The sequence below is a fragment of the Chitinophaga sp. YR627 genome, from assembly GCF_900114995.1.
Taxonomy (GTDB): domain Bacteria; phylum Bacteroidota; class Bacteroidia; order Chitinophagales; family Chitinophagaceae; genus Chitinophaga.
Genome location: NZ_FOUX01000002.1, coordinates 373,534 through 398,664, shown reverse-complemented (window position 1 = coordinate 398,664; position 25,131 = coordinate 373,534). Strand labels below are relative to the sequence as shown.

The window sequence follows — 25,131 nt, the reverse complement described above, 5'->3', positions numbered from 1 at the left end:
CGGGCTTGTGTAAAACGCCTGAACAGTATGCGCATCCTATTGTATAAAAAAAGGGAATTACATCATGTAATTCCCTTTATATTTTTTAGTCATTCACGACTGGCATCAGGCCTCTGAAGTTCCCCTGTATCACAGCATCTGTGTAATCCAGCACATAACTTATGCGATAGGTTTCAGAAGGGTCTTTTTCGATCTTTATACTGCCGGAGCGGAGCTCAGATAATTGTGTTCCGGTACCGCTAACGATATTGCCGTTGCTGAAATCAGCATCCAGCCCTGTTGTTGCAATACTGAAGTTGTTCTTTTTGTCAAATGAAGCAGACTCTCTCGGCATGTACATATAGGTCTGTCCATTGACAAATGTATCTATCTCTATCTGTATTCCGGTTACTTTACCGGAGAAAGAAAGGTTATTCACATTCGCGTTTGATATCAGCATTCTGCCGCCTTCCTCTGTACTCCATTGTATACGGAAACCGTATGGAGTTTCAACAGGACTGCCGCTGTTAAGGCTGAATGTGTTTTCCGGCACCTGGGTAGAACCGTCTTTGTCTTTACTACATGCGGAAAATAATGCAACAGCAATAGCGCAACAGAAGATTAATCTTTTCATGGTTTTGTCTTGTCGTTTAAGAAAGTTCAGGTTTAAAAAGTATGGTTACATTTCGAACGTACTGTAGTTCTCATTGTAGGTAGCATGGCCCACAAAACGGCAACAATAATGCCAGATATAAGGGAGACCGGCCATATCCCCGGGTTTGGGGATATGCTTATTTTATCTGTTCAATCCATTCCTGCATGGTGTGCAATACTGTCAACAGCTCATTGTCACTGATGATGTAGGGAGGCATCAGGTAGAGTACATTCCCTATAGGACGCAGCCATACGCCTCTCTTTTGTGCAAACTCCTTAAATCCGGCAAGACACTGTGCATCTTTCATCTCCAGTGCACCAATGGCCCCAATGGTACGTTTCTGTATCACCGCAGGTGCGTTGATCTTATCAAATGCCGCGCGGATCATGCTTTGTATATGGGTAATCTTCTCGAGGTAATTTTCAGATTGTATGATATCGATGCTTTGCAGCGCGACTGCACAGGCCAGCGGATTAGCCATAAAAGTAGGACCATGCATCAGTGCCTTTTCATAGTTATCTCCCAGGAAACTATCAAAGACGGCACTGGTAGCCAGCGTGGCGGCATGCCCCATATAACCGGCCGTCAATGCCTTCCCTAAGATCATCAGGTCTGGTGTGATGCCCGTATGATCTGCAGCAAACAGTTTTCCTGTGCGGCCAAAGCCGGTAGCTACTTCGTCAAACACTAACAATACATTGTATTTCGTACACAGTTCTCTGGCCAGTTTCAGATATAAAGGCGAATAAATATGAAAGCCGCCTGCACATTGTACGAGGGGTTCAACAATAAAGGCAGCAATATTTGCATGCTCGCGTATCAACAAAGCCTCCAGCTGATCTGCTGCGGCTTGTACTGTTGCTGTATCCGCATCAAACCCACCAGTGGGAATGTCAAGTATAAAACCCCTGTTCAGCACATCTGCAAAGGCCCTGGTGAAGTCGGAATCATCACTTACTTCCATTGCTTTGAACGTATCACCGTGATACCCGTTCTTCAGCGAAATGATCCTGCTTTTGCCGGTATATCCCAGGTTGCGCCAGTACTGAATACTCATCTTCAGCGCTACTTCCACACCAATGGAACCACTGTCAGAAAAGAACACATGATTCAGTCCTTCAGGCGTAATACTAACCAGCTTTGCCGCCAGATCAAGGGCAGGATGATGTGTCATACCTCCCAGCATAACATGGGCGAATTTATTGGCCTGCGTAAGGAGTGCTGCGTTGAGTACCGGATGATTATAACCATGAATAACGGCCCACCAGGAGGAAATACCATCTATCAGTGAACGGCCATCTTCCAGGTGCATGATCACGCCTTCTCCTGCTACCATCCTGGGCAATTCACTGATCTGTCTCATCTGTGTATAAGGATACCAGAGGGACTGACTATTTTTATGATCTGACATATGTAATTAGGAATTAAGAATTAGGAATTAAAAATTAGGGATGAGCGCAATTGGCACCAATTCTTAATTCTTAATTCCTAATTCCTAATTTTTCCGCAAATATAGCCTATCAACACTAACTTTCTTCCGGTTGCAGCACCGACAATATATTCCCTGCCGGGTCTTCAAACCAGGCGATCAATGGCCAGCCCTGCCGGCAGATACCTTTCTCATCCGTCCTGATAGGTTCGTCATATTGCAGGAAACGGATCCCTCTTGCCGTCAGTCCGTCTACTGCTTCATCTATATTCTTAACAGGAAAATTGAGGATCGTAAAGCTTGCTGCGGAGTGATTCGGTTTCTCATAGATGATGATATGTCCGCCACCATTGATGTTCAGCTGTAACATACCTTCCATGAGGTCTTCTACATCGAGTCCCAGTGTATCTGCATAAAAATTCCTTGCCCTGGCGATATCATTGACAGAAAATCCGCTGAATGCTTTTGTATGCCTGAACATAATGTAAGGATTTGGTGATACTGAAATGGCATCAATAAGCGGGCCGGATCGGCTCCTGCTCAATATGAACAAATTGTAACTATCTTATAAGTGTGTAAAAAATCGTATATTTGCATCCCTTATCTATGAACCTGGCTATAGATAACACCAAACAACATTTTGTAACCCTAAAACACTTCACAAATTCAGAAGTACAACAATGGAAAGGAAATTAGTGTCCCCGGTTGTCATTGATGACGTACAACCAATTGAGGGTGCGGACCTTATCGAAGTAGCCACCGTTAAGGGGTGGAAGCTTGTTATTAAAAAAGGAGAATTCATAACAGGTGATCACGCAGTCTATTGCGAAATTGATTCTTTCCTGCCGGTAAAGGAGGAATTTGAATTCCTGAGAAAAAGCTCATTCCGCAGAATGGGAGAGCAGGAGGGCTTCAGGCTCAAAACAATGAGAATGAGAGGACAGATCTCTCAGGGTCTCTTATTGCCTATCAGATTGCTGGATGGCTATACCTACCAGCTGGGTGAGGACGTATCCGCACACCTGGGTGTGGTGAAATACGAGCCACCTATGCCAGCTGCATTGGGCGGTATTGCCAAAGGCAATTTCCCTTCCTTTATCCCTAAAACGGATGAGGAAAGGATCCAGAACCTCAGCAAAGAGTTTGCGTCATACAAGCAACATACTTTTTATGTAACGGAAAAACTGGACGGTTCTTCTGTAACATACTATATGAACGAAGGTCTGTTCGGCGTATGTTCCCGTAACCTGGACCTCGAGGAATCAGAAGATAACAGTTTCTGGAAGGTAGCTGCAAAGGAGAATATTGCTGCTAAACTGGCTGCGCTTGGTAAGAACATCGCTATTCAGGGTGAATTGATCGGTGAAGGTATACAGGGGAATGCGTATGGTCTCCGCGGACAATCCGCACGCTTCTTTAATGCGTTTGATATCGATGCATACAGGTACCTCGGACTGGACGAATTCAGGGAGTTAATAGCATCGCTTGAATTGCAGACAATACCTATCCTGGACCTCAACTATACATTACCGGCTACACTGGATGAAATGCTGACCATCGCAGATGGTGCGTCAGTACTGAGTCCGGCGGGTAAGTCTGTGGAAAGGGAAGGACTGGTGATAAGGTCTACCGACAGAAAGATCTCATTCAAGGTGATTTCAAACAAATTCCTTTTGAGCGAAAGATAAAAGAAAAGGGTCCGCTACTAACGGACCCTTTTTTATATACTTATAGGTTCTTCTATAGTCTGACTATACTTATCTTCCGTAATTCTTTCGATGATAAGGCAGCATTGAACGAAAGAGAGGTATATTCAAACCATTGTCTGAAGATGAAATGACTCAACTACCTCCTGCTTTCCACGGTGTAGATAAAACTATCTGACTTATAATACCCCATATTCAGTTCAATAGGTTTCTCGTCCTGATCATAGACAAAACGTTTCCTGAACAATACCGGACTCCCCGCATCGATCTCCAGTTTACCCCCTATAAAATTGTCAGCAGCCTTCGCGCTGATCTCTTCCTTGGAAAGGGTGGCAATCACCTTATAATCCTGCTCCAGTATTTCATATAACGGCCGTTTAAAATCCTCTTCGCCACTCAGTCCGATAGCAGGATGAAAATAGGAAACAAAGTACACAAAAGGTCCTTCCGGCCGTCCGCGCAATCTCTCCAGTTTTAACACCTTCTGCTCTGGTTTGATGTCAAAAAAGTGCACCAGTTCTTCCTGTGGTTTTACCCAGCTGATATGCAGTTCAAAATTTCGGATAGGAATACCCCGTGCCGCCATCTCCTGGGAGAAACTTTTCCAGTTCATAGACTTCGAACTGACCGTCTTCTCCGAGACCTTTGTCCCGATTCCTTTCTTACGTACCAGTAGTCCCTCATACACCAGTTTATTCAGGGCCTGGCGCAGGGTTGTACGGGAAATCTGTAACTCTTTGGATAACTCGACTTCATTAGGAAGAAACTTTCCGTTGCGGAATTGCGGGTCTTCAATCATTTTCCGCAATAGTTCCTCCGCCTGAATATGCAGGGGCACATTGCTGTTATGGTCAATAGAAAGATGCATCATACGGGCCGAAAATATCAAAAGTAAAAGACTATGTCTAAAAAAGGGGCAAAATAAATTTGCTTTCTATGAACAATGTTTTATATGTTTGTACATATTAAAATACTGTAAGTCGCTTATTTACAGTATTAATCCCTAAACCGAATGACTAATACTATAATATCAATTGTATATGTATATACATATTATGAATAGACTAAAACGATGGTATACAGACAAATACTGTGTGCTGCTGCTCGCAGTGATGACTGTCAGTGCCGCTCATGCACAGCAAACGCCTGCTTTTACGTCTATCGGACTCCAGCCTACTGTAGCCTATTTAAAGTATCAGGGACGTTCTGCCAGGATGGTCAGACTACTTTTCCATGGTGGAAATAGTTATGCGCCTGCTATGGCTTATATGACGTTTAACGGCCTGTATGACAGTATCCCGCTGACGGCTGCTGAGAAAGGCATCAGTGTATTTGAACTGCCTTTACCCGGTGCACCGGTACAACATGAAACGCAGTTATATGTAAAACTCACATCTGGTGGAAGGGAATATACAGCCCGTTGTATGGTAGCGCCTGCGCCGGAATGGAAAGTATATCTGCTGCCGCACTCTCACGTGGATATCGGGTATACCAATGTGCAGGAGAAAGTCATGAAACTGCATATGAACAATATTGACGAGGCGATCAGGATTGCGGAGCGTACACAAAACTATCCACCGGATGCCCGTTATAAATGGAATACAGAGGCTTTCTGGGTAGTGGACCACTACCTGGCTGCCGCAGATGAAACAAAGAAAAAAGCCTTCTGGGAAGCCGTTAAAAAGGGTTGGATCATTATCGATGGCGCTTACGCGAATATCAATACCAGCGTAACAGATTCCCGTCAGCTGATGCAGATGTTTTATACAGCCGTTAAAACAGCGAAAGACCACGGACTGGATATCACCACCATGTTCCAGGGAGATGTACCTGGTGCTTCCTGGGGACTGGCCAGTCAGTCGGGTATCACCGGCATCCGCTATTTCTGGGGCGCCCCCAACGCAAGTGACCGTATCGGTCAGTCGCCCGGATGGAGAGACAGACCCTTTTACTGGCAATCACCTGGTCAGCAGAAAATGCTGTACTGGCAAAGCGAACCTTATTCCATCGGGTATACATTAAAAGGCAGCAAGATCCCTAACTTCTTCACCGTAGAAGATCCGGTGCCTTATTATACCGGTCATCCTTCGGAGAACTTCCTGAATCCTTATCTGTTCAGTTACCTGGCAGCGCTGGACAAAAAGAAGTTTCCTTACAACATGACCATTATGACATGGGCGATGAGTGATAACGCGCCTATTGACCCTGAACTGCCGGAAGCGGTGAAAGCATGGAATGAGCGTTATACATCGCCAAGACTGGTCATTACTTCCGTGAAACAGTTCTTCACCGATTTTGAGGCCGCTTATGCGGACAAGATACCCGTAGTATCCGGTGATTATACAGAGTTCTGGACAGATGGCATTGCTTCCGCAGCCAGAGAAACCGGCTTTAACAGGAATGCTTCTGAAACATTGCAACAGGCAGATGCGGTATGGGCATTACGGGGTAAAGCAGACTATCCGGCAACGGCCATAGATACGATCTGGAATAATATTCTGCTCTTTAATGAACATACCTGGGGTGCTTACAACAGCATCTCCAATCCTGATGATCCAAAGGCGGTCTCACAGTGGGGATATAAACAGTCCTTCGCATTGAAAGGGCATACACAGTCTGCCGCTATGCTGACATTGGCAACAGGTGGAGACGCTATCGCCAATGCAATAGATGTATACAACACGATTGGGGAAGACCGTACGGAATTAGTATTGGTGTCTGCGGCACAAAGTACTGCCGGCGATCTGGTGAAAGATAGTAATGGAAAGAAAGTACCATCTCAGCGTCTTAGTACCGGTGAACTGGCTATTCTGGTACAACATATCGCACCCTATGCGAAACAACGCTTTACCATACTGGCAGGGAAGGCGTATAGCAATACCAAATCAGTTGTCAGCAATACCACGCTGCAAAATGATTTGTATAAAATAACACTGAATGCAGCAACAGGTACGATCGAAAAACTGGAGCGGAGTGGTATTCAACACAACCTCGCAGATTCCGGTGGATTGAACCGTTATTCCTATCTGCCGGGTGATTCCCTGCAAAGTATCGCATACGCTGGTCCGGCAACTATTACCATAAAAGAAAAAGGTCCGCTGGTAGTCAGTGTGCTGGTATCCGCTGTTGCACCCGGCGCCAATGCACTCAATACAGAAATAACATTGGTGGCAGGTGTAGATCGTGTACAGATCATCAATACGATCGATAAGAAAGCTATTACAAAGAAGGAAGGCGTACACTTCGGATTCCCTTTCAATGTAGCCGATGCACAGGTCAGATACAGCATTCCCTGGGGCAGTATCAATGTAGAAGCAGATCAGTTGCAATATGCCAACAGGAACTGGTATACCGTACAACACTGGGTGGATGTATCCAATAAAGACTATGGTGTAATCTGGTCAACACCAGACGCACCATTGTTTGAAGTAGGTGCACAGACAACCGCCGATCTTACCGGTGGATTGTATGATTCTCCCAAATGGATCAGCTTCACAGAACAACATCCTGCGATCTATTCCTGGGTGATGAACAACCTGTGGCATACCAATTTCAGACATGCCCAGGAAGGACCGACTACCTTCCGCTATTACCTGACCGTACACCATGGTTATGATGCCTATGCTGCGAATCAACAGGGACTGGCCAATCACCGTCCGTTAATAGCAGCGCCGGCCAGTGGTCCGGCAACAGAATCCCTGCCTTTTAGCATCCAGTCCAAATCGGTCTATGTAGAGAGTCTGAAACCTGCGGCTGATGGCAAAGGTGTGATCGTATGGCTGGTGAATGCAGCGCCGGTTGAAACCAGCGTTTCCTTCAGGGCAAACAATACTACAGCAAAACTCCGGCTCACCGCTACGAATATGCTGGAAGAATATAAACAGTCATTAGACAACACCCTCACATTACCTGCAAAAGGTGTGATGATGATACGTGTGGAAAACAAATAACAATAATCAGATTGGTCATGTTGAACGCCGAAAAATATATCACTACGCAGCTTGTATCAGCAGTCACTTCAGACAGCTGGCGTAAATCGGGTCAGCCTTTGCTGCCCTTACAGCAGCCATCCTTACCGGAAGGTTATAATATCTACCCGGCGCATGCACTGGGTAATGGAAAAATAAAAGAAGGGTATGAGACACTGGCTGCATGGATCGCCAGTCATCCTCAGGTGTTGATAGATGGTTATACCGGTGTGTTCTGGGACGAAATACAGGATTCGCTGGCAGTCATATTCGCAGAAAAAGAAATACGCGTAAAGTGGCATTATACAGCAGCTGCAATGAAAGATACAGCTACTGCAGACCAACTGGTAGCACCTTTTACCGGTGAACATGGCGCGGTATGGGGTACCCGTACAACCCTGCAACTGACTGACTTCTTTGATGCACAAAAGCTGGCAGAGATACAACCCGATCCTGCATATGATGTGAATATAGTCATTGGTATTGGTGCGGCCCTGACAACATGGAAAGCGCCACTGATCTATCTGGATATACCAAAGAATGAACTGCAATACCGTATGCGGGCGCAGACTGCCGGTAATCTGGGTACGCAGACGATGGACAAGCCAGCCGAAATGTACAAACGCGCCTATTTCGTTGACTGGGTTGTACTGAATGCACACAAGGCATCTATAGCAACAGCTATCAGTGTGTTTGCAGATTCACAGTGGGGACAAACCCTTACCTGGATCCAGTCGGAAGATCTACTGGCAGGTATACAGCATATCAGCCAGGATACCTTCCGGGTACGTCCCTGGTTTGAAGCGGGCGCCTGGGGTGGTCAGTGGATGAAACAGCATATTGCTGGTCTGCCGCAGGAAGAAGTCAATCTCGCCTGGTCTTTTGAAATGATCGTACCGGAGAATGGTGTATTATTCGAAAGTGATCACTATCTTTTCGAAATACCTTTTGAATGGCTGATGTTCCTGCAATATAAAGCTATTCTGGGCAAACATGCGGGGATCTTCCAGTATGAATTCCCGATACGCTTTGACTTCCTGGATACGTTTGATGGAGGCAACCTGTCCATTCAATGTCATCCTTCCATGGATTATATCCGGGAGCAGTTTGGCGAGACGTTTACACAGGATGAAACCTACTATATTTTAGACTGTAAAGAAGGCGCGGGTGTGTATCTTGGTTTCACAGAGGATATAGATCCGGAGCAGTTCAAAGCTACGCTGGAACATAGTCAGCAGCAGCAACAGCAGCTGGAGATCACGGATTATGTACAATTGCATGAAGCGAAAAAGCATGACCTGTTTCTGATCCCGAATGGTACGGTGCACAGCGCTGGCGCGGATAACCTGGTACTGGAGATCAGTGCAACGCCCTATATCTTTACCTTTAAGATGTATGACTGGGTGAGACTGGGACTGGATGGTCAGCCAAGACCGATCAATATTGATCATGCATTTAAAAACCTGGTGTTCAGCAGAAAAGGGGAACGTGTGCAACAGGAACTGATATCGGTGCCGGCATTAACACAAAAAGGTGCTGACTGGGAATTATGGCACCTGCCTACCCACGAGCAGCATTTTTATGATGTGGAGCGCATCGAACTGGAAACTACCGTATCTTTTGAGACAGCAGGACGCTGTATGATACTGATGCTGGTTGAAGGTACTGCGGTGGCGGTGAAAACAGCGAATGGCAAAGAGACATTGTATCAGTATGCGGAAACATTTGTAATACCCGCTGCTGCCGATCATTATACACTCATTAACAAAGGTCCGGGAACAGCAAAAGTGGTGCAGGCATTTCTGAAAGAGGACCATCCCGTATTCAGCATTATCAGTTATGAAAAAACAATCTAGCTTACTTTTAATGACCACGATGGTCGCCTCGCTGGGCGGCTTCCTGTTTGGCTTTGATATGGCCGTTGTATCGGGCATCCTGCCGTTTGTACGGGAGCAGTTCACCTTATCTTCTTTCCAGGAAGGATGGTTTGTGTCCTCTGCACTGGTGGGCTGTATTATCGGTGTTATCTTCTCCGGTAATCTCAGTGACCGCCTGGGTAGAAAAAAGCTGTTGTATATGGCAGCGGCTCTTTTCCTGGTGGCAGCGCTGGGTTGTGCCTTCTTTTCTACGCTTTTCTGGATCATTGCAGCGCGTATCGGTGGTGGGGTGGCTGTGGGTATTGCTTCGAGCATCGTGCCCCTGTATCTGTCTGAAATTGCGCCTGATGATAAAAGAGGGAGACTGGTCACCTATTACCAGCTGGCCGTTACGATCGGTATCCTGGTGGCCTATTGCAGTAACGCCAGCCTGTTGAGTTATGCCGAAGCGCATAAAGCAGATAATAGTGGTAGTGTGTTCCATTTCCTTTTTGTGCAGGAAGTATGGCGGGGGATGTTTGGTCTTGGTATGTTACCGGCAGCCTTGTTCCTCTTCGGACTGATATGGGTACCGGAGAGTCCGCGCTGGCTGATGCAGCAGGGAAAAGAAAAGGAGTCTGCAGGTTATGCGCCGCTGTTTGTACCTGCCATGCGCAGGGCATTACTGATCGGGATATTACTGCCTTTGTTCTCGCAGTTCAGCGGTATCAATGCGATCATTTACTACGGTCCGACCATACTCAATAATGCAGGTATTACACTCAGTAATTCCTTTGTCAGCCAGATCATCTTTGGTGCGGCCAATGTATTCTTTACCATATTTGCGATCTGGAAAGTGGATAGTCTGGGCAGAAGACCATTATACCTCTGGGGCACGGCGGGAGCTACCATCAGCCTTATCCTGACAGGACTCTGTTTTTACCAGAACGTGGCTACCGGTATTCCGTTGCTGCTGTCTGTTTTAGCCTTCCTGGCTTTCTTTGCTTTCTCTATTGGTCCGCTGAAATTTGTCATTGCCGCAGAGATCTTTCCTGATAATATCCGGGCAAAAGCCTTATCCCTTAGTATCATGGTGATGTGGATCTCTGATACAATTGTCGGGCAACTCACACCGATATTACTGCGTAATCTGGGTACAGCACAGACATTCTGGTTTTTCGCCGTATTTTGTCTGGGGGCATTTATAGCGGTCTACCGCTTGTTGCCGGAAACGAAAGGACAGTCATTTGAACAGATAGAACAGTATTGGAAAAATTCAATCAAAAAGATAGCATAATGGACGGATTGGTATTAGCGGTGGATATAGGCGGGTCTCATATTACAACGGCCCTTGTTGATATGCAGCAGCGGACGTTATTGCCCCGCTCTCTATGGCGTGCGAACATCAATTCACATGGCAGTGCAGAAGAGATTATCGCTGGATGGGTAGACGTTATGCAACAGTCGATGGGCAATACCAATGGCGCTAACCGTATCGGGATCGCGATGCCGGGTCCCTTTGATTATGAAGCAGGTATCAGTCTGATAAAAGGGCTGCATAAATATGAATCCTTATATGGGCTGAATATAAAGGAACTGCTGGCAAAAAGACTGCAGATTTCTCCGGATGCGATCAGATTTACCAATGATGCTTCCTGCTTTTTACAGGGGGAATTATTTGCCGGTGTGGCAGAAGGAGCGCAATCTGCCCTCGGACTGACATTAGGCACTGGCTTTGGTTCTTCTGTGGCAGAAAACGGGATGGCGCAGGAGGGAACTTTCTGGAAAACACCTTTCCGGGAAACGACAGCAGAGGAATACTTCTCTACCAGATGGTTTTTACGCCGGTATGAGGTATTAAGCGGAGCGCAGATCAGCAGTGTAAAAGAACTGGCCCTGATGGCACATGAGCCGGGGTACGCAAAAGACATATTTGAAGAATTCGGTCATAATCTGGCCGCCTTTCTGCAGGAACAGCAACCGCTCCCTTCACTGATCGTATTGGGCGGGAATATAGCGCAGGCTTTTCACCTGTTCTTTCGTGGTTTGGAGGAACAGCTGCCGGATGTGCAGTTTGTGGTGTCTACACTGGGAGAGGATGCGATATTATTAGGCGCCGCAGGCGCGTGGACGACAATTAGGAATTAACAATCAGGAATTAGGAATTGAAAATTAAGAATTGATTAATTCGGACTATTCCGGGTATTAAAAAGTTTCAAGAGGTTGTTACCCATAAAACCTATTAGACACAATTCTTAATTTTTAATTCTTAATTGTTCATTATACGATAGTATAGTATCACTACTCCACTACTAAACGACCTTGTCCGCATAAACTCCAGTCTCACCTTCTCTTCCATATCCCTGAACATCGGCACACCGTTCTGAATAAACACCGGATGTACCCATATCTGGAACTCATCGATCAGTCCCTGCCGGATGAAGGATTGTACGATACTGCTGCTGCCGTAGATGATCATATCTTTCCCGGGCGACTGCTTCAGCTTCAGCACTTCTTCGCTGATATTACCTTTTACCAGCCGGGTATTCTGCCAGCTCGTGTTTTCCAGTGTATGAGAGAATACGACTTTTGTATGGTTGTTCATTAGTTCAGCATATTCCAGTTCTACCCCGGTGAAGGACCTGACCGGCCAGTAACGCGCCATGCGTTCATAGCTACGTCTGCCCAGGAGGATGGTGTCCATCTTTCCCAGCTGATGACAGATATAGAGCGACATTTCCTCGTTCCAGAGTGGAAAATGCCAGTCCAGTTCACCATTAATGCCCGCCATAAATCCGTCCAGCGTAACATTCATAGATACGATTATCTTTCTCATTCCATAAGAATTGCTCAATATCAAAGGTACAGTCACTGGATAGGTTGGAGGGGGCGTGTTCCGGACTTGTGGCGGGGTTGTTTCTGACATGCAAATTTCCTTATTTTTGTTGGGCAACCTGTTTAAATCACATTCCCGATGAAACACATTTCAATCCTCGTGCCAGATGAGGCTGTATTAGGTACAATTGCTGATACACGCTATATGTTCACGACGCTCAACGAGTTCCTGGAGGCTGATGGAAAATCTCCCATGTTCCGCGTGCAACTGGTAGGGTTAGGCGGAGAAGTAAGGCTCAATCAGGGTCTTTTCTCGATCCACCCTGATGTGCTGATCGGGGATGTGTCCCGGACGGACCTGATCGTCATTCCGCCTTTGAGCGGGAATCTGAAAGCCACCCTTGAAAGAAATAAGGCATTTCTTCCCTGGATCATCGATCATTATCACCAGGGAGCCGAAGTAGCCAGTCTGTGTATCGGCTCTTTCATGCTGGCGGCTACCGGATTGCTGAACGGCAGGGAATGTTCCAGTCACTGGGCATCAGCGGCTGAATTCAGGGCCATGTTCCCGGAAGTGGACCTGATAGATGGCAGGATCATTACAGAGGAACAGGGACTGTATTCCAGCGGAGGCGCCACCTCTTACTGGAACCTGTTGCTGCATCTGGTGGAGAAAATGACTGACCGTGAACTGGCCATCAGGATCGCGAAACTGTTTGCCCTGGAAATAGACAGGAAAACACAGTCTCCTTTTGTCATGTTCAACGGACAAAAGAAACACGAGGATGAACCGATCAAAAAAGCGCAGGAGTTTATTGAATGTAATCTGACGGAAAGGATCTCTGTGGATGATCTGGCGTCCCGTTTTGCCATCGGAAGAAGGCATTTCGACCGTCGCTTTAAAAAGGCGACCAACAATACACCCGCTGAATATATTCAACGGGTGAAGATTGAGGCCGCAAAGAAATGGCTGGAAAACAGCCATAAGAATGTGAATGAAGTTATGTACGAGGTAGGTTATAACGACACCAAATCTTTCAGGACAGTGTTCAAAAAGATCACGGGATTGTCGCCTATCGACTACCGGAATAAATACAATAAAGAAGCGGTAGTGGCCTGACCTAATCCAGGAAATTGGAGGTCAGCGTATCCCACACTTCCTTACCATTACCGTTGAATACCTGTTTCAGGGCATACATACCAAAACCTTTCGCCTGGGAGAATTCGATCTTGGGCGGCATGACCAGTACGGATGGATTCACGACTGCGTCTATCAGTACCGGACCGTCATGTTCAAACGCCTTTTGCAGGGCGGTACGTACATTGGCAGGATTCTCCACGCGTATGCCTTTGATCCCGATCGCTTCCGCCATCCGGGCAAAATCCGGGTTTTTGAGGTCGGTACCGTAAGGCGGCAGACCGGCCACTTTCATTTCCATGGCAACGAATCCCAGCGAACTGTTATTGAACACGACGATCTTTACCGGCAGGTTATACTGCACGATGGTCAGAATATCTCCCATCAGCATGGAAAAACCACCATCTCCGGAGAGGGAGATGACCTGTCTGCCGGGATGTGTCAGCTGTGCGCCAATTGCCTGCGGCATGGCACTGGCCATAGAGCCGTGGTTAAATGATCCCAGCAGGCGTTGTCCCTTTTTCATTCTCAGGTAACGGGCTGCCCACACGGTAGGTTCTCCTACATCCGCAGTAAAGATGGCATCCGGATCGGCCAGTTCGTTGAGGACATGTGTCAGGTACTCCGGATGAATAGGCGTAGCATCTGCCTTGCCAGTGGCATGACTTTCCAGGGATTCCCGGCTGTTTTGATAGTGTGTGATGCATTTATCAAGGAAGGACCTGTCTGTCTTTTGTTTGAGCAACGGCAACAGACAATAGAGCGTTTCCTTCACATCACCAACCAATCCCAGAGAGATGGCACAGCGCCTGCCCAGGCGTTCTGCCCGGATATCCACCTGGACGATCTTCGCTTTGGAGGGGAACCAGTCCTTATAAGGGAAATCGGTACCCAGCATGATTACCAGGTCACTCCGTTCCATCGCATGATAACCCGAAGAGAAACCGATCAGTCCTGTCATCCCTACATCAAAAGGATTGTCATATTCCACAAATTCCTTTCCCCTTAAGGCATGTACCATAGGAGAATAGACCTTCTCACCAAAGGCGATCAGTTCATCATGTGCACCCGCGCAGCCACGTCCGCAGAGGAGGGTAACTTTTTCGGCAGTATTGATCAGGTCAGCCAGTTTATGCAGTTCCCTGTCAGATGGCCGGATAGCTGGACGGCTCATCAGCAGGGGATGCTCCAGTCCGTTACTCTCCACTGTCTGTGTGGCGACGTCCCCTGAGAGGGCAATCACGGCCACACCACCCAATCCGATCGCATGCTGCATGGCTGTCTGTAATACCCTGGGCATCTGCCGCGCAGAGGCGATGGTTTCACAATAGTGACTACATTCCCGGAAGAGGGCTTCCGGTCTGGTTTCCTGAAAATAGGAGGTGCCTATCTCTGTGCTGGGGATCTGGGCAGCAATCGCCAGTACGGGCGCCATACTACGGTGTGCGTCGTAGAGTCCGTTGATCAGGTGCATATTGCCGGGTCCGCAGCTACCTGCACATACTGCCAGCTGACCAGTCAGCTGCGCTTCTGCGCCTGCGGCAAAAGCAGCGGCCTCTTCATGCCTGTAATGGATCCAGTCCAGTTCTTTGTGCTGGCGTATCTCGTCCGTGATACTGTTGAGAGAATCGCCTACTACGCCGTGTACTCTTTTTACTCCGGCGGCTATCAGTTGTTCTACTATTTGAGCAGCTATTGTTTTGGGCATAAACAAGGTATTTATGAATTAAATGTACTGTTTCAAATCAATGCGTTAGGTCGCTTAACCGGAATTTCGTTGATTCTGGCATGAAGAACCATAACCTGTACAAAAACGGATGAGGCTACCAGAAAAACTGAAATGCTCACCATTTTTTATCCCGGGGAAAGCGTAAACTTGTATACAAAACCGTAAACGCAATGATCACAGTGTTGTCAAGTCCGGCCCGGAATAGTGTAGTGTCCCTGGTAGTATCAAAAGAACAGGCGGAAAAGATCAAAGTGCCAAAGAAATATATCAGCCGTAAGGAAGAGATATTTCAAAACTATCTCCAGCAGATAGATCAGCACCTTGCTGACCTGCTGGCAGGAAAAGTAGAAGAGATGTTTGAACTGAGAGACTTCGCAGAAGCACTGTTCATTCATCCTACACACTTCAGCAATGTTATCAAAGAACATACCGGCTATCATCCCTGCTATTTTTATGAAGAGAAGCTGTTGCAGGTAGCAAAGGAGCTGCTGATGGATAACAAGTATTCAGTAGCAGATGTTGCAGCGCTGATGACATATGATCCTTCTAATTTTACGAAATGGTTTAAAGCGTTTGAAGGCATGACGCCGACGCAGTATCGGAAATTAAGAATGAACGATTAAAAATTAAGAATTATAAGAAAGAGCGCTTCTGTCATTGAAGCGCTCTTTCTACTTATATAACAAAATGTCTTCCCAATTCTTAATCCTTAATTGTTAATTCTTAATTTTTCCAAGATACTGAACTTGCTACCATTTTTCCTTAACTGTTCACCATAATCACATCTCCCCAAAGTCTCACCTTTGTCTTGTTAATAAAACAAAAAAAATGGCAACACAGAAAATAGCACTGGTAACCGGCGGTAGCCGTGGATTAGGAAAGAATGCAGTACTCGAACTGGCAAAAGACGGACACCATGTAGTGTTCACTTATCATAGTAAAAAAGAAGAAGCACAGGAAGTGGTAGCAGCGGTACAGCAGTTCAATGTAGAAGCAATCGCTTTACAACTGGATGTAGCAGCAGTTAAGTCTTTCCCTGCTTTTAAAACAGCCCTCCAACAGGCATTAAAGGAAAAATGGAATACAACGCATATTAACTTCCTGGTGAACAATGCCGGCATTGACCGTTATTCGCAGATCCCGGATACAACAGAAGAGGATTTTGATGCATTGATGAATACCCATTTCAAGGGTGCTTATTTCCTTACACAGACATTACTGGATACCATCGCTGATGGTGGCCGTATTGTTAACTTCTCTACCGGACTGGCACGGTTTGTAACACCTGGTTATGCTGCTTATTCTTCTATGAAAGCAGCTGTGTATAACTTCACAAAGTATCTTGCTAAAGAACTGGGTAAAAGAGGTATTACAGCGAATGTGGTAGCACCTGGTCCTATTGAGACAGATTTCACAAGAAATGCATTTGAGATCCCTGGTGTGAAAGATCACCTGGTAGGACAAACTGCACTGGGCCGTATGGGCGTGCCGGATGATATCGGTGGTATTGTAGCTTTCCTTTGCAGCGAAAGAGCAAGATGGATCACCGCACAGTGTATTGAAGCATCTGGTGGACTGTTCCTGTAGTCTTTTTCTTATCTCGCAGTTGTAGCACCCGCATGGCATAACCATGCGGGTGTTTTATTATTGGCAGTAATTATTCTCCCGGATATTTTGAGAACTGATTTTTTGAATTATATTTGTCTACATAATTAGTAGACTAAACTATCGACCAACTATATGTCAGCTTTAATATGTTGAACGACTGATCTTTGAGCCCGTTGTATCCCACCAGCACAATAAGGCCCATTTCTGTAACACAATAGCAACCTTTCCATAACTATCAACAGTATGCTGTTGATACGGCATACTATTATCCAAACTGTTCGATGTGAAAAAACATTTACATGCTCCTATTGTCCTGTGCATGCTGGTGGGGCCATTACTGAGTAATGCACAATCTTCCGCTCCTCCGTCTGTGGACACCACTATTGCTTCTTCTATGAATCGCACACTGGGCGATGTCATTGTCGTAGGATATGGCGCACAAAGCAGAAAAGCAGTGATCGGCGCTGTTACGAGTATAAAGGCAGCAACGATCAAAGACAGGCCTGTCGCCAGTTTTGACCAGCAACTACAGGGACGTGCACCTGGTGTCCAGGTAAGCGCCAATACAGGTGTTCCCGGTGATGGTATCTTCTTTCGTATACGTGGTACGACCTCCATCAATGCTGGCAACGATCCGCTGTATGTAGTAGATGGTGTATTCATCAACAATCAGTCTTTACAGAAAGTCACTACGCAGGGACAGGGCAATAATCCACTGGCAGATATCAATCCTGCCGATATTGAATCTATCTCTATTCTGAAAGATGCCACTGCAACTGCCATATATGGTGCGAGAGCCGCCAATGGTGTAGTACTGATCACGACAAAAAGAGGGGCATACAACAGCCGGCCTAAAGTAGGATTCAACACCTATCTGGGACTCGCCTGGGCGCCTGAACTGTGGGAACTGGTATCTGGTCCGGAACACGCGACGATCATCAATGAAGCGTGGGTAAATGACGGGAAACCTTTTGATACAAGGCCTTTCCGGCCTAAGTCAGCAGGTGGCCGCGGACTACCGGAAGAACAACCTACCTACGATCGTTTACATGATATATTCCGCACAGGTGGTATCCAGAACTATGACCTGTCTTTATCAGGTGGTAATGAAAAAACAAGGTATTATCTCAGCGGTGGATATAATAAACAACTGGCCAGTATCAAGACAAACGACTATCAGCGCGCCAGTCTGAAAGTCAACCTTGATCAGCAGATCACAGACAGGATACGCGTAGGTAGCAGTAACTCCTTATCACGTTCACGCCGCACCAATGCGAGGGTAGGAGATGGTCCGCAGGGTGGAATACTACAGGCGGCATTACATACGCCTACCTATCTGCCGAAATTCAATGATGATGGCAGTTATGCAAAATGGGCCGGTTTTGACAACCTGGATGTACTGATTAAGTATACAGACATGAACTCGACCAGCATCCGCTATATCGGTAATCTTTACGCGGAAGCAGACATCCTGAAGCAACTGAAATTCCGTACCAGCTGGAGCCTGGATTACAACGACTATGATGAGTTTGAATATTGGAATAGTTATACCAACAGAGGCAGTGCCAGCAAAGGACTGGCCACTTCCAGTGTGAGTAAAAATACGGTGTGGGTGAACGAACAGACATTGTCTTATCGTAATAACAGTCAGCGGCATGCAATAGGTGTATTGGTCGGTAATTCCATACAGGGAAATATTGCGCAGCAAACCTGGGCACAGGGTACCAACTTCCCCAGCGATGCATTCAAACAAATCGCTTCTGCTGCAACAACTACAGCTTCCTCCAATCGTGCGGAAAACAGACAGGTGTCTTTCTTTTCCCGCGTGGAATATAACTATGAAGGAAAATACCTCGCGGAAGTCAATTTCAGGGCAGATGCATCTTCCAAATTCGGTAAGGATAATCAGTGGGGATACTTCCCTTCACTGGGTGTCGCCTGGAGAGCAAAAGAAGAACAGTTCCTGCAGGGCATAGACGTTATCAGCGATCTGAAACTGAGAGCGAATTATGGTCTGACTGGTAACCAGAATGGCATCGGCAACTTCGCTTCAAGGGGTTTGTGGGGCGGTGGTGCCAACTACCTGGACAATCCGGGTACCATCCCACAGCAATTAGCCAATCCGCAGTTAGGCTGGGAAACGACACGTCAATGGAACTTCGGATTAGACCTTGGTTTGCTGGATGATCGCATCAGTGTAGAGTTTAACTGGTATGATAAATACACTTCTGATCTGCTGTTAAATCTGCCTTTGCCGGTGAGCAGCGGCTTCAGAACAATTGCGAGTAACTCCGGAGAGATCAGTAATAAAGGGCTTGAGTTAGGGATCAATACGGTGAATATCCGCACGAAGCAATTCAGCTGGCAGACGGGTTTCAACATCGCCCGTAACATCAACCGTATTGAAAAACTGAATATTCCGATCGATGCGTCTTATTCCGTGGAGAGAATGGCGCAGGGGTACCCGATGCATTCTTTCTTTGTGTATAAACAGTTGTATGTGGATGAGAAGACCGGTGATGCGGTGTATGATGATGTAACAAAAGATGGTAAGATCACAGCGGCGGACAGACAAATGCTGGGTCAGGCTACGCCGAAGTTTTTTGGTGGCTTGAATAACACATTTAGCTATAAAGGTTTTGATGCGTCCATATTTTTCAATTTTCAGTATGGCAACAAAGTATATAACAGTAACCGCTTCTTTCATGAATCAGGTGGCACCAGAGATGACCGCAGGGCCATCAATAAAAATCAGCTGAACAGATGGCAGAAGCCAGGAGATGTAACAGATGTGCCAAGGATCACTACCATTGGTAACAACTATGCACTGAACCCAATCAGCCGTTTCCTGGAAGATGGTTCTTTCCTGCGATTGAGTGCGCTGACCCTGGGATATGCCGTGCCGGCAAGAGTGGCTAACCGTATCCATGCGAGCAATATCCGTATTTATTTCAGCAGCACCAATCTATGGCTGCTGAAGAAATATATAGGGCCTGATCCGGAGGTAAACGTGACTTCTGATCCTAATGTACAGGGATATGACCTGGGTACACCTCCACAGCCACGAACAGTACAATTTGGTTTAAATCTGACGCTTTAATCTGCTTACAACATGAGATCAACATATACGATACTGACCGCTGTATTACTGAGCACTATTTCGTGCAGTAAATTCCTTGACGTACAACCAGAGCAGCAGGTAGATGATTCGCAGGCTATCACGAATGCAGGCAGTGCAGAAACTGCGGTTAATGGACTGTACAATCTGTTAGGCAGTGATGGGTACTACGGATCGAATTTTCAGGCACTTTCCTATCTCTCCGGAGGCGATATACAATGGACAGGGTCACAGTCTGCCCCGCAACAGATCGCCAATCGTCAGCTGAGTGCTGATAATGGCAATGTGGCTACCTCCTGGGCCGCTATCTATCGCACAATTCTTTCGGCGAATTATATCATTGACGCCATCCCTCCTTTATCTGATCCTTTATTCACACAGGCAAAGAAAGACCAGCTGACAGGAGAGGCTTATTTTGTCCGGGCATTGAGTTATTTTGATCTGGCGCGCGGCTGGGGAGGTGTACAACTCATATTGACACCTACCCGTTTACCCGGTGATCATAGCGGTATAAAGAGAAGTAGTCTGACGGATACTTATGCGCAGGTATTGAGCGATCTGAATAAAGCAGCACAACTCTTACCACTTACAACCAATCGTAATCGTGCAACGCGTAAAACGGCCTGGGCTTTGAAAGCGCGTTACTTCCTGTACCAGGAAAAGTGGGATTCAGCAGCTGTGTATGCGACAAAAGTTATAGACGATGCAGCGAACTATAAATTGGCCAAACCTTACAGTGCATTCTTTGCAAATAATGCAGTAGCAACTACAGAATCCGTATTGGAAATCGCCTATAGTGTATCTTTCAAGAATGGTCATTACAACTGGTGGTTACCACCTGCTTTAGGTGGCAGAAGAGAATGGGCGCCGAATGCGCAGCTGGTTGGTCTGTTAAATGACCCGGCAACAGGTGGCAACAGAAATGCCCTGATCGGACAGACGGCTCCTCCGGGTAATCTCTGGTATGGTAAATTGTATTACCGTACACCAACAGGCACCGATCCGGCCTATCTGATCCGCATAGCGGAGTTATATCTGATCCGTGCAGAAGCAAGGGCGAAGTCGGGAGAACTCACAACAGCACTGGAGGACCTGAATGCGATCAGGGACAGAGCAGGTCTTACTACATTTACGGAAGCAACACAGGCGGAAATAATACTGGCTGTGGAACAGGAGAGAAGACTGGAGTTTGCATTTGAAGGAGATCGCTGGTTTGACCTGGTACGTACGGGCAGGGTAGCGACGGTGTTGGGGGTAACAGATAAGAACAGGCAGGTGTTCCCTGTTCCTGCCGACGAACTACTGGCGGATAAATCCCTGGAACCTAATCCAGGATATTAATACATGCTTATATATTCATTAAAATGATTGCTATGAAACGCTTATTGGTTGCTGTATTTTCGCTGCTGTTGATAGCAGGTACAAGTATGGCGCAACAGACAAAAGATGCGGTGGTTGGTCCGCAGAAAGGTGCACTGGTGATTGTAGGGGGTGGTAAAGTAGGACCTGAGATATGGGCACGATTTGTAGAACTGGCAGGTGGTCCTAATGCGAATATCGTGGTAATTCCAACTGCAGGAGAAGACTCTGCACTGGCCACAGGTAAATCCTTTGAAAAGGAACTATTACAGGATCTGGGAGTTGCAAATGTGACCGTATTGCATACCCGTGATCCAAAGGTGGCTAATACGGAAAGTTTTGTGGCGCCCCTGAAAAAGGCGACCGCAATATGGTTTCCCGGAGGCAGACAGTGGAAGATAGCAGATGCTTATCTGCATACATTGGCTGAAAAGGAGATCAAAGCGGTGCTGACGCGCGGAGGTGTGATCGGTGGTACTTCTGCTGGTGCGACGATACAGGGTTCTTTCCTGCTTCGCGGAGATACAAAAGGCAATGGTATACTGGAAGGGGATCATGTGCAGGGACTGGATCTCATTCACAAGGTGGCGATCGATCAGCACATCTTACGCCGTAACAGACAGTTTGATCTTACGGGTGTGATCAAGGCACATCCTGAACTGCTGGGCATCGGTATAGATGAAAGCACGGCGATAGTTGTGCAGAAGGATACATTCGAAGTGTTCGGCAACTCTTATGTAGCGATCTATGATATTGCGCATATTAATGGGAAGGAGAAGAGTCCGACTGGAGAATACAACACCGATGGTCCTTTCTATTTCCTGGGCAGGGGACAACGTTTTGATCTGCAGCAACGCAGAGTGATCACGACCAGTCCTGTGCGTCAGCCAAGCGTTAATACGCCGCGGCTGAGTAATAATTAATGTTTAGTCAGACAATCGCATATAGTAAGGCTGTTCGTCAGATGACGGACGGCCTTTTAATTTTGGTGCTTATCTATGTCAGCTATTGAACGGAGAACGGTTCGGAAATGAACACATGATTTATTTGTATATGTATAATATGTTTCTTTTTAGTTTCCGGTAAATTGGCATCAGCTTGGTGCATCAGCTGGCGTGGGGACCTTTTCCGTGAGATGCGATAGCTGATAAAAATCCCGCGATGTTTAAAAATTACATCAAAATTGCCTGGCGAAACCTGATGAAGGACCGCCAGTTTACCGTGCTTAATCTGATAGGATTATCCACCGGATTGATTTGCGCCATTCTGATCTATCTGTGGATCAACGACGAAGTGCATATGGATAAATTCCATGAGAAAGATGCACAGTTATACCAGGTAATGACCAATGTGGAAACGTCTGCCGGTATACAGACGATGGCGGCTACGCCAGGTATACTGGCGAGGACTTTGAAAGAGGATATGCCGGAGGTGGAGTATGCCGCCAATGTCATCTATCCTTTCTGGTCAGGTGAGACGGTACTGTCCACAAAAGAGCAGAAGATTAAAGCGATCGGATATTACGCAGAGAAGGATTATTTCAGCATGTTTTCCTATCCTTTATTGCAGGGGAATAAAGAGCAGGTACTGGCAGATAAGCAATCTATTGTGATCTCAAAATCTTTGGCGCTGAAACTGTTCCATACAACAGAGAATATCGTGGGACGTGCTATTGAATGGGAGCCGGGTGTAACCCTGCAGGTTTCCGGTATGTTTGAAGACCTGCCTGCGGCTTCTTCTGCGAAGTTTGATTATGTACTGCCTTATGAGCGATACCTGGATAATTATTCCTATCTGAGAGAATGGGGCAATCTCGATCCTTCTACTTATGTAGTGCTGAAACCAGGGACGGATATCAGTCAGTTCAACCGTAAAATAGCGGGTTTTGTAAAGACAAAAAATAAGGATGTTAATCTACCGCTGTTTACCCGGCGTTATTCTGCGGCGTATCTGTACAACCGGTATGAGAACGGTGTGCTGAGTGGTGGCAGGATCGAATATGTGCGGATGTTTTCTATTATTGCCCTGTTCATTCTGATCATCGCCAGTATCAACTTTATGAACCTTTCTACAGCGAAGGCTTCGAAAAGAATGAAGGAGGTGGGTATCAGAAAAGTGGTGGGCGCAGGCCGGCGCTTACTGGTGTTTCAGTATCTGGGGGAATCTGTGCTGATCACATTCATGTCCCTGGGATTGACACTGATCTTACTACCATTCCTCTTACCGGCATTCAATGCGATCACCGGTAAGCAGATCGGCTTATATGCGGATCCTTTCCTGATCGTTGCAATATTGAGCATTACTGTTTTTACCGGCTTACTGGCCGGAATTTACCCCGCCTTTTATCTTTCGGGGTTCAATCCTGTTGCGATCCTGAAAGGCAAATTAAAGAGCTCTATTGGCGAAATATGGGTAAGAAAAGGGCTGGTGATTTTCCAGTTTGTGATTTCAGCCGTTTTCATAGTGGCCGTGCTGGTTGTTTATAAGCAGATCCAGTACATACAGACGAAAGATCCGGGATATAAAGTGGATAACGTAGTGAGTTTTCAGCTGGGTACTGACCTGGTTAAAAGAACGCCGCTCTTTGTGAATGCAGCCAGGAATATACCAGGTGTAGCAGCTATATCAAGTATGGACCATACTTCAATAGTAGCTGATTTCGGCAGCACTTCTGATATCCTGTGGGAAGGTAAGCAACAGGGTGATAAGACTGATTTTGCTAATATCGGCGTTGGCTACGGGATGATCGAAACATTGGGGATGGAAATGAAAGAAGGTAGGAGCTTCAACAGCAGCCTCAGTTCGGATAGTGCGGAGATCATCTTCAACGAGGCTGCTATCAAAAGTATGGGCCTGACAAATCCTGTGGGTAAGGTAGTTAAGATGTGGGGACAGAACAGAAAGATTGCGGGTGTCGTGAAAGATTTCAATTTCCAGTCCTTTCATGAAAATGTAAGACCTTTTGCCTTCCGGCTGGAGCCTTTGCTGACATACAGGATAATGGTCAGGATCAAAGCAGGACAGAACAAAGAAACTTTAGCTGCATTGAAGAACTTATACCAGCAGTATGATCCCGGTTTCCCTTTTGACTATGCGTTTGTCGATAGCGAATACCAGGCGCAGTATGTTACGGAGAGCCGCTTAGCGAAACTATCGGGTTATGCCGCCGGACTGACGATTGTTATTTCCTGTCTGGGATTATTCGGACTTGCAGCCTTTACGGCACAGCGCAGACATAAGGAGATCGGTATACGTAAAGTACTGGGTGCGTCTGAAAGGAATGTGGTCGTGCTATTATCCGGCGACTTCCTGAAGCTGGTACTACTGGCCGTACTGATCGCATTTCCCCTGGCATGGTGGGCGATGAATAACTGGCTGGCAGGTTTTGCCTACAGAATACATATAGGACCGGATGTATTTCTGATAACAGGCATTTCCACCGTCCTGCTGACGCTCATGATCGTGAGTTATCAGGCGATCAAAGCAGCATTGGCGGATCCTGTAAAGAGTCTGAAAGTAGAATAACTATACGGAAGATATAATGTTTGATACCGGGTGGATGTCTGCCCGGTATTTTTATTGTATGTAATGGCGGAGAGGGGATCCGCGAGATATTGAAAGAAAGAGCTGGACAGGACTATCCAGCTGTCATATCTCACGTTATGAAGAGACATGCTTCCGCATGTCTATCAGGTCCGCAATATAGCGTCCTGAACCAAAAGAAGCTATGAATGGCCTGTTAAAAGAGTTG

Annotated in this window: 18 protein-coding genes; 12 read left to right on the top strand and 6 right to left on the bottom strand. The window is 46.5% G+C overall.

Annotated features, from left to right (window positions below; translation table 11 throughout):
* Positions 1-85 precede the first annotated feature (85 nt).
* The 3 genes from BMZ72_RS10315 to BMZ72_RS10305 form a co-directional block, all read right to left on the bottom strand.
* Positions 86-613 carry a hypothetical protein gene (locus BMZ72_RS10315; protein ID WP_089807924.1) on the bottom strand — a complete coding sequence of 176 codons (528 nt, stop codon included), beginning with the start codon at positions 611-613 and terminating at the stop codon, positions 86-88.
* A 157-nt stretch (positions 614-770) separates the two neighbouring features.
* Positions 771-2,045 (bottom strand): adenosylmethionine--8-amino-7-oxononanoate transaminase, encoded by a 1,275-nt coding sequence (gene bioA, locus BMZ72_RS10310; protein WP_089807922.1) that lies wholly within the window; start codon positions 2,043-2,045, stop codon positions 771-773.
* Between the two features lie 115 nt (positions 2,046-2,160).
* Positions 2,161-2,544: a VOC family protein gene (locus BMZ72_RS10305; RefSeq protein WP_089807920.1), complete on the bottom strand. Its 384-nt coding sequence runs from the start codon at positions 2,542-2,544 to the stop codon at positions 2,161-2,163.
* Between the two features lie 199 nt (positions 2,545-2,743).
* On the opposite strand from BMZ72_RS10305, the gene BMZ72_RS10300 reads away from it, so the two are divergent.
* Positions 2,744-3,751 carry an RNA ligase (ATP) gene (locus tag BMZ72_RS10300; protein ID WP_089807918.1) on the top strand — a complete coding sequence of 336 codons (1,008 nt, stop codon included), beginning with the start codon at positions 2,744-2,746 and terminating at the stop codon, positions 3,749-3,751.
* A gap of 157 nt (positions 3,752-3,908) precedes the next feature.
* On the opposite strand, the gene BMZ72_RS10295 is transcribed toward BMZ72_RS10300, so the two are convergent.
* On the bottom strand, positions 3,909-4,640 hold the full coding sequence (locus BMZ72_RS10295) for a GntR family transcriptional regulator (RefSeq protein ID WP_218155228.1): 732 nt from the start codon (positions 4,638-4,640) through the stop codon (positions 3,909-3,911).
* 184 nt (positions 4,641-4,824) lie between these two features.
* Between BMZ72_RS10295 and BMZ72_RS10290 the strand changes: the two genes are divergently transcribed.
* The 4 genes from BMZ72_RS10290 to BMZ72_RS10275 are packed head-to-tail and all read left to right on the top strand — an operon-like array spanning position 4,825 to position 11,741.
* Positions 4,825-7,719: a glycoside hydrolase family 38 N-terminal domain-containing protein gene (locus BMZ72_RS10290; RefSeq protein ID WP_255373169.1), complete on the top strand. Its 2,895-nt coding sequence runs from the start codon at positions 4,825-4,827 to the stop codon at positions 7,717-7,719.
* Between the two features lie 17 nt (positions 7,720-7,736).
* Complete coding sequence (locus tag BMZ72_RS10285; protein ID WP_089807914.1) at positions 7,737-9,593, top strand: class I mannose-6-phosphate isomerase; 1,857 nt, start codon at positions 7,737-7,739, stop codon at positions 9,591-9,593.
* The gene (locus BMZ72_RS10280; protein WP_089807912.1) at positions 9,577-10,890 is read left to right on the top strand and encodes an MFS transporter; all 1,314 of its coding nucleotides are present in this window, start codon (positions 9,577-9,579) and stop codon (positions 10,888-10,890) included. Before BMZ72_RS10285 ends, BMZ72_RS10280 begins: the two co-directional genes overlap by 17 nt.
* On the top strand, positions 10,890-11,741 hold the full coding sequence (locus tag BMZ72_RS10275; protein WP_089807910.1) for an ROK family protein: 852 nt from the start codon (positions 10,890-10,892) through the stop codon (positions 11,739-11,741). The genes BMZ72_RS10280 and BMZ72_RS10275 overlap by 1 nt, the downstream gene beginning before the upstream one ends.
* Before the next feature lie 121 nt (positions 11,742-11,862).
* Here BMZ72_RS10275 and BMZ72_RS10270 read toward each other — a convergent pair whose 3' ends face one another.
* On the bottom strand, positions 11,863-12,429 hold the full coding sequence (locus BMZ72_RS10270; protein WP_089807908.1) for a dihydrofolate reductase family protein: 567 nt from the start codon (positions 12,427-12,429) through the stop codon (positions 11,863-11,865).
* 138 nt (positions 12,430-12,567) lie between these two features.
* Here BMZ72_RS10270 and BMZ72_RS10265 point away from each other — a divergent pair, with 138 nt between their 5' ends.
* Positions 12,568-13,548: a GlxA family transcriptional regulator gene (locus BMZ72_RS10265; RefSeq protein ID WP_089807906.1), complete on the top strand. Its 981-nt coding sequence runs from the start codon at positions 12,568-12,570 to the stop codon at positions 13,546-13,548.
* Between the two features lies 1 nt (position 13,549).
* Here BMZ72_RS10265 and poxB read toward each other — a convergent pair whose 3' ends face one another.
* The gene (poxB, locus tag BMZ72_RS10260; RefSeq protein ID WP_089807904.1) at positions 13,550-15,274 is read right to left on the bottom strand and encodes a ubiquinone-dependent pyruvate dehydrogenase; all 1,725 of its coding nucleotides are present in this window, start codon (positions 15,272-15,274) and stop codon (positions 13,550-13,552) included.
* Positions 15,275-15,465: 191 nt separating this feature from the next.
* Between poxB and BMZ72_RS10255 the strand changes: the two genes are divergently transcribed.
* The 6 genes from BMZ72_RS10255 to BMZ72_RS10230 all read left to right on the top strand — a co-directional run bounded on the left by BMZ72_RS10255 (position 15,466) and on the right by BMZ72_RS10230 (position 24,905).
* Positions 15,466-15,918 (top strand): helix-turn-helix domain-containing protein, encoded by a 453-nt coding sequence (locus BMZ72_RS10255; protein ID WP_089807902.1) that lies wholly within the window; start codon positions 15,466-15,468, stop codon positions 15,916-15,918.
* Between the two features lie 205 nt (positions 15,919-16,123).
* Positions 16,124-16,882 carry an SDR family NAD(P)-dependent oxidoreductase gene (locus tag BMZ72_RS10250; protein WP_089807899.1) on the top strand — a complete coding sequence of 253 codons (759 nt, stop codon included), beginning with the start codon at positions 16,124-16,126 and terminating at the stop codon, positions 16,880-16,882.
* A gap of 304 nt (positions 16,883-17,186) precedes the next feature.
* The gene (locus tag BMZ72_RS10245) at positions 17,187-20,003 is read left to right on the top strand and encodes a SusC/RagA family TonB-linked outer membrane protein (protein ID WP_218155227.1); all 2,817 of its coding nucleotides are present in this window, start codon (positions 17,187-17,189) and stop codon (positions 20,001-20,003) included.
* 12 nt (positions 20,004-20,015) lie between these two features.
* Positions 20,016-21,362 (top strand): RagB/SusD family nutrient uptake outer membrane protein, encoded by a 1,347-nt coding sequence (locus tag BMZ72_RS10240; protein ID WP_089807894.1) that lies wholly within the window; start codon positions 20,016-20,018, stop codon positions 21,360-21,362.
* A gap of 32 nt (positions 21,363-21,394) precedes the next feature.
* Entirely contained in the window at positions 21,395-22,303 is a 909-nt protein-coding gene (locus tag BMZ72_RS10235; protein ID WP_089807892.1) for a cyanophycinase, read from the top strand.
* Between the two features lie 238 nt (positions 22,304-22,541).
* Positions 22,542-24,905: an ABC transporter permease gene (locus BMZ72_RS10230; protein WP_089807890.1), complete on the top strand. Its 2,364-nt coding sequence runs from the start codon at positions 22,542-22,544 to the stop codon at positions 24,903-24,905.
* Positions 24,906-25,131: the final 226 nt, after the last annotated feature.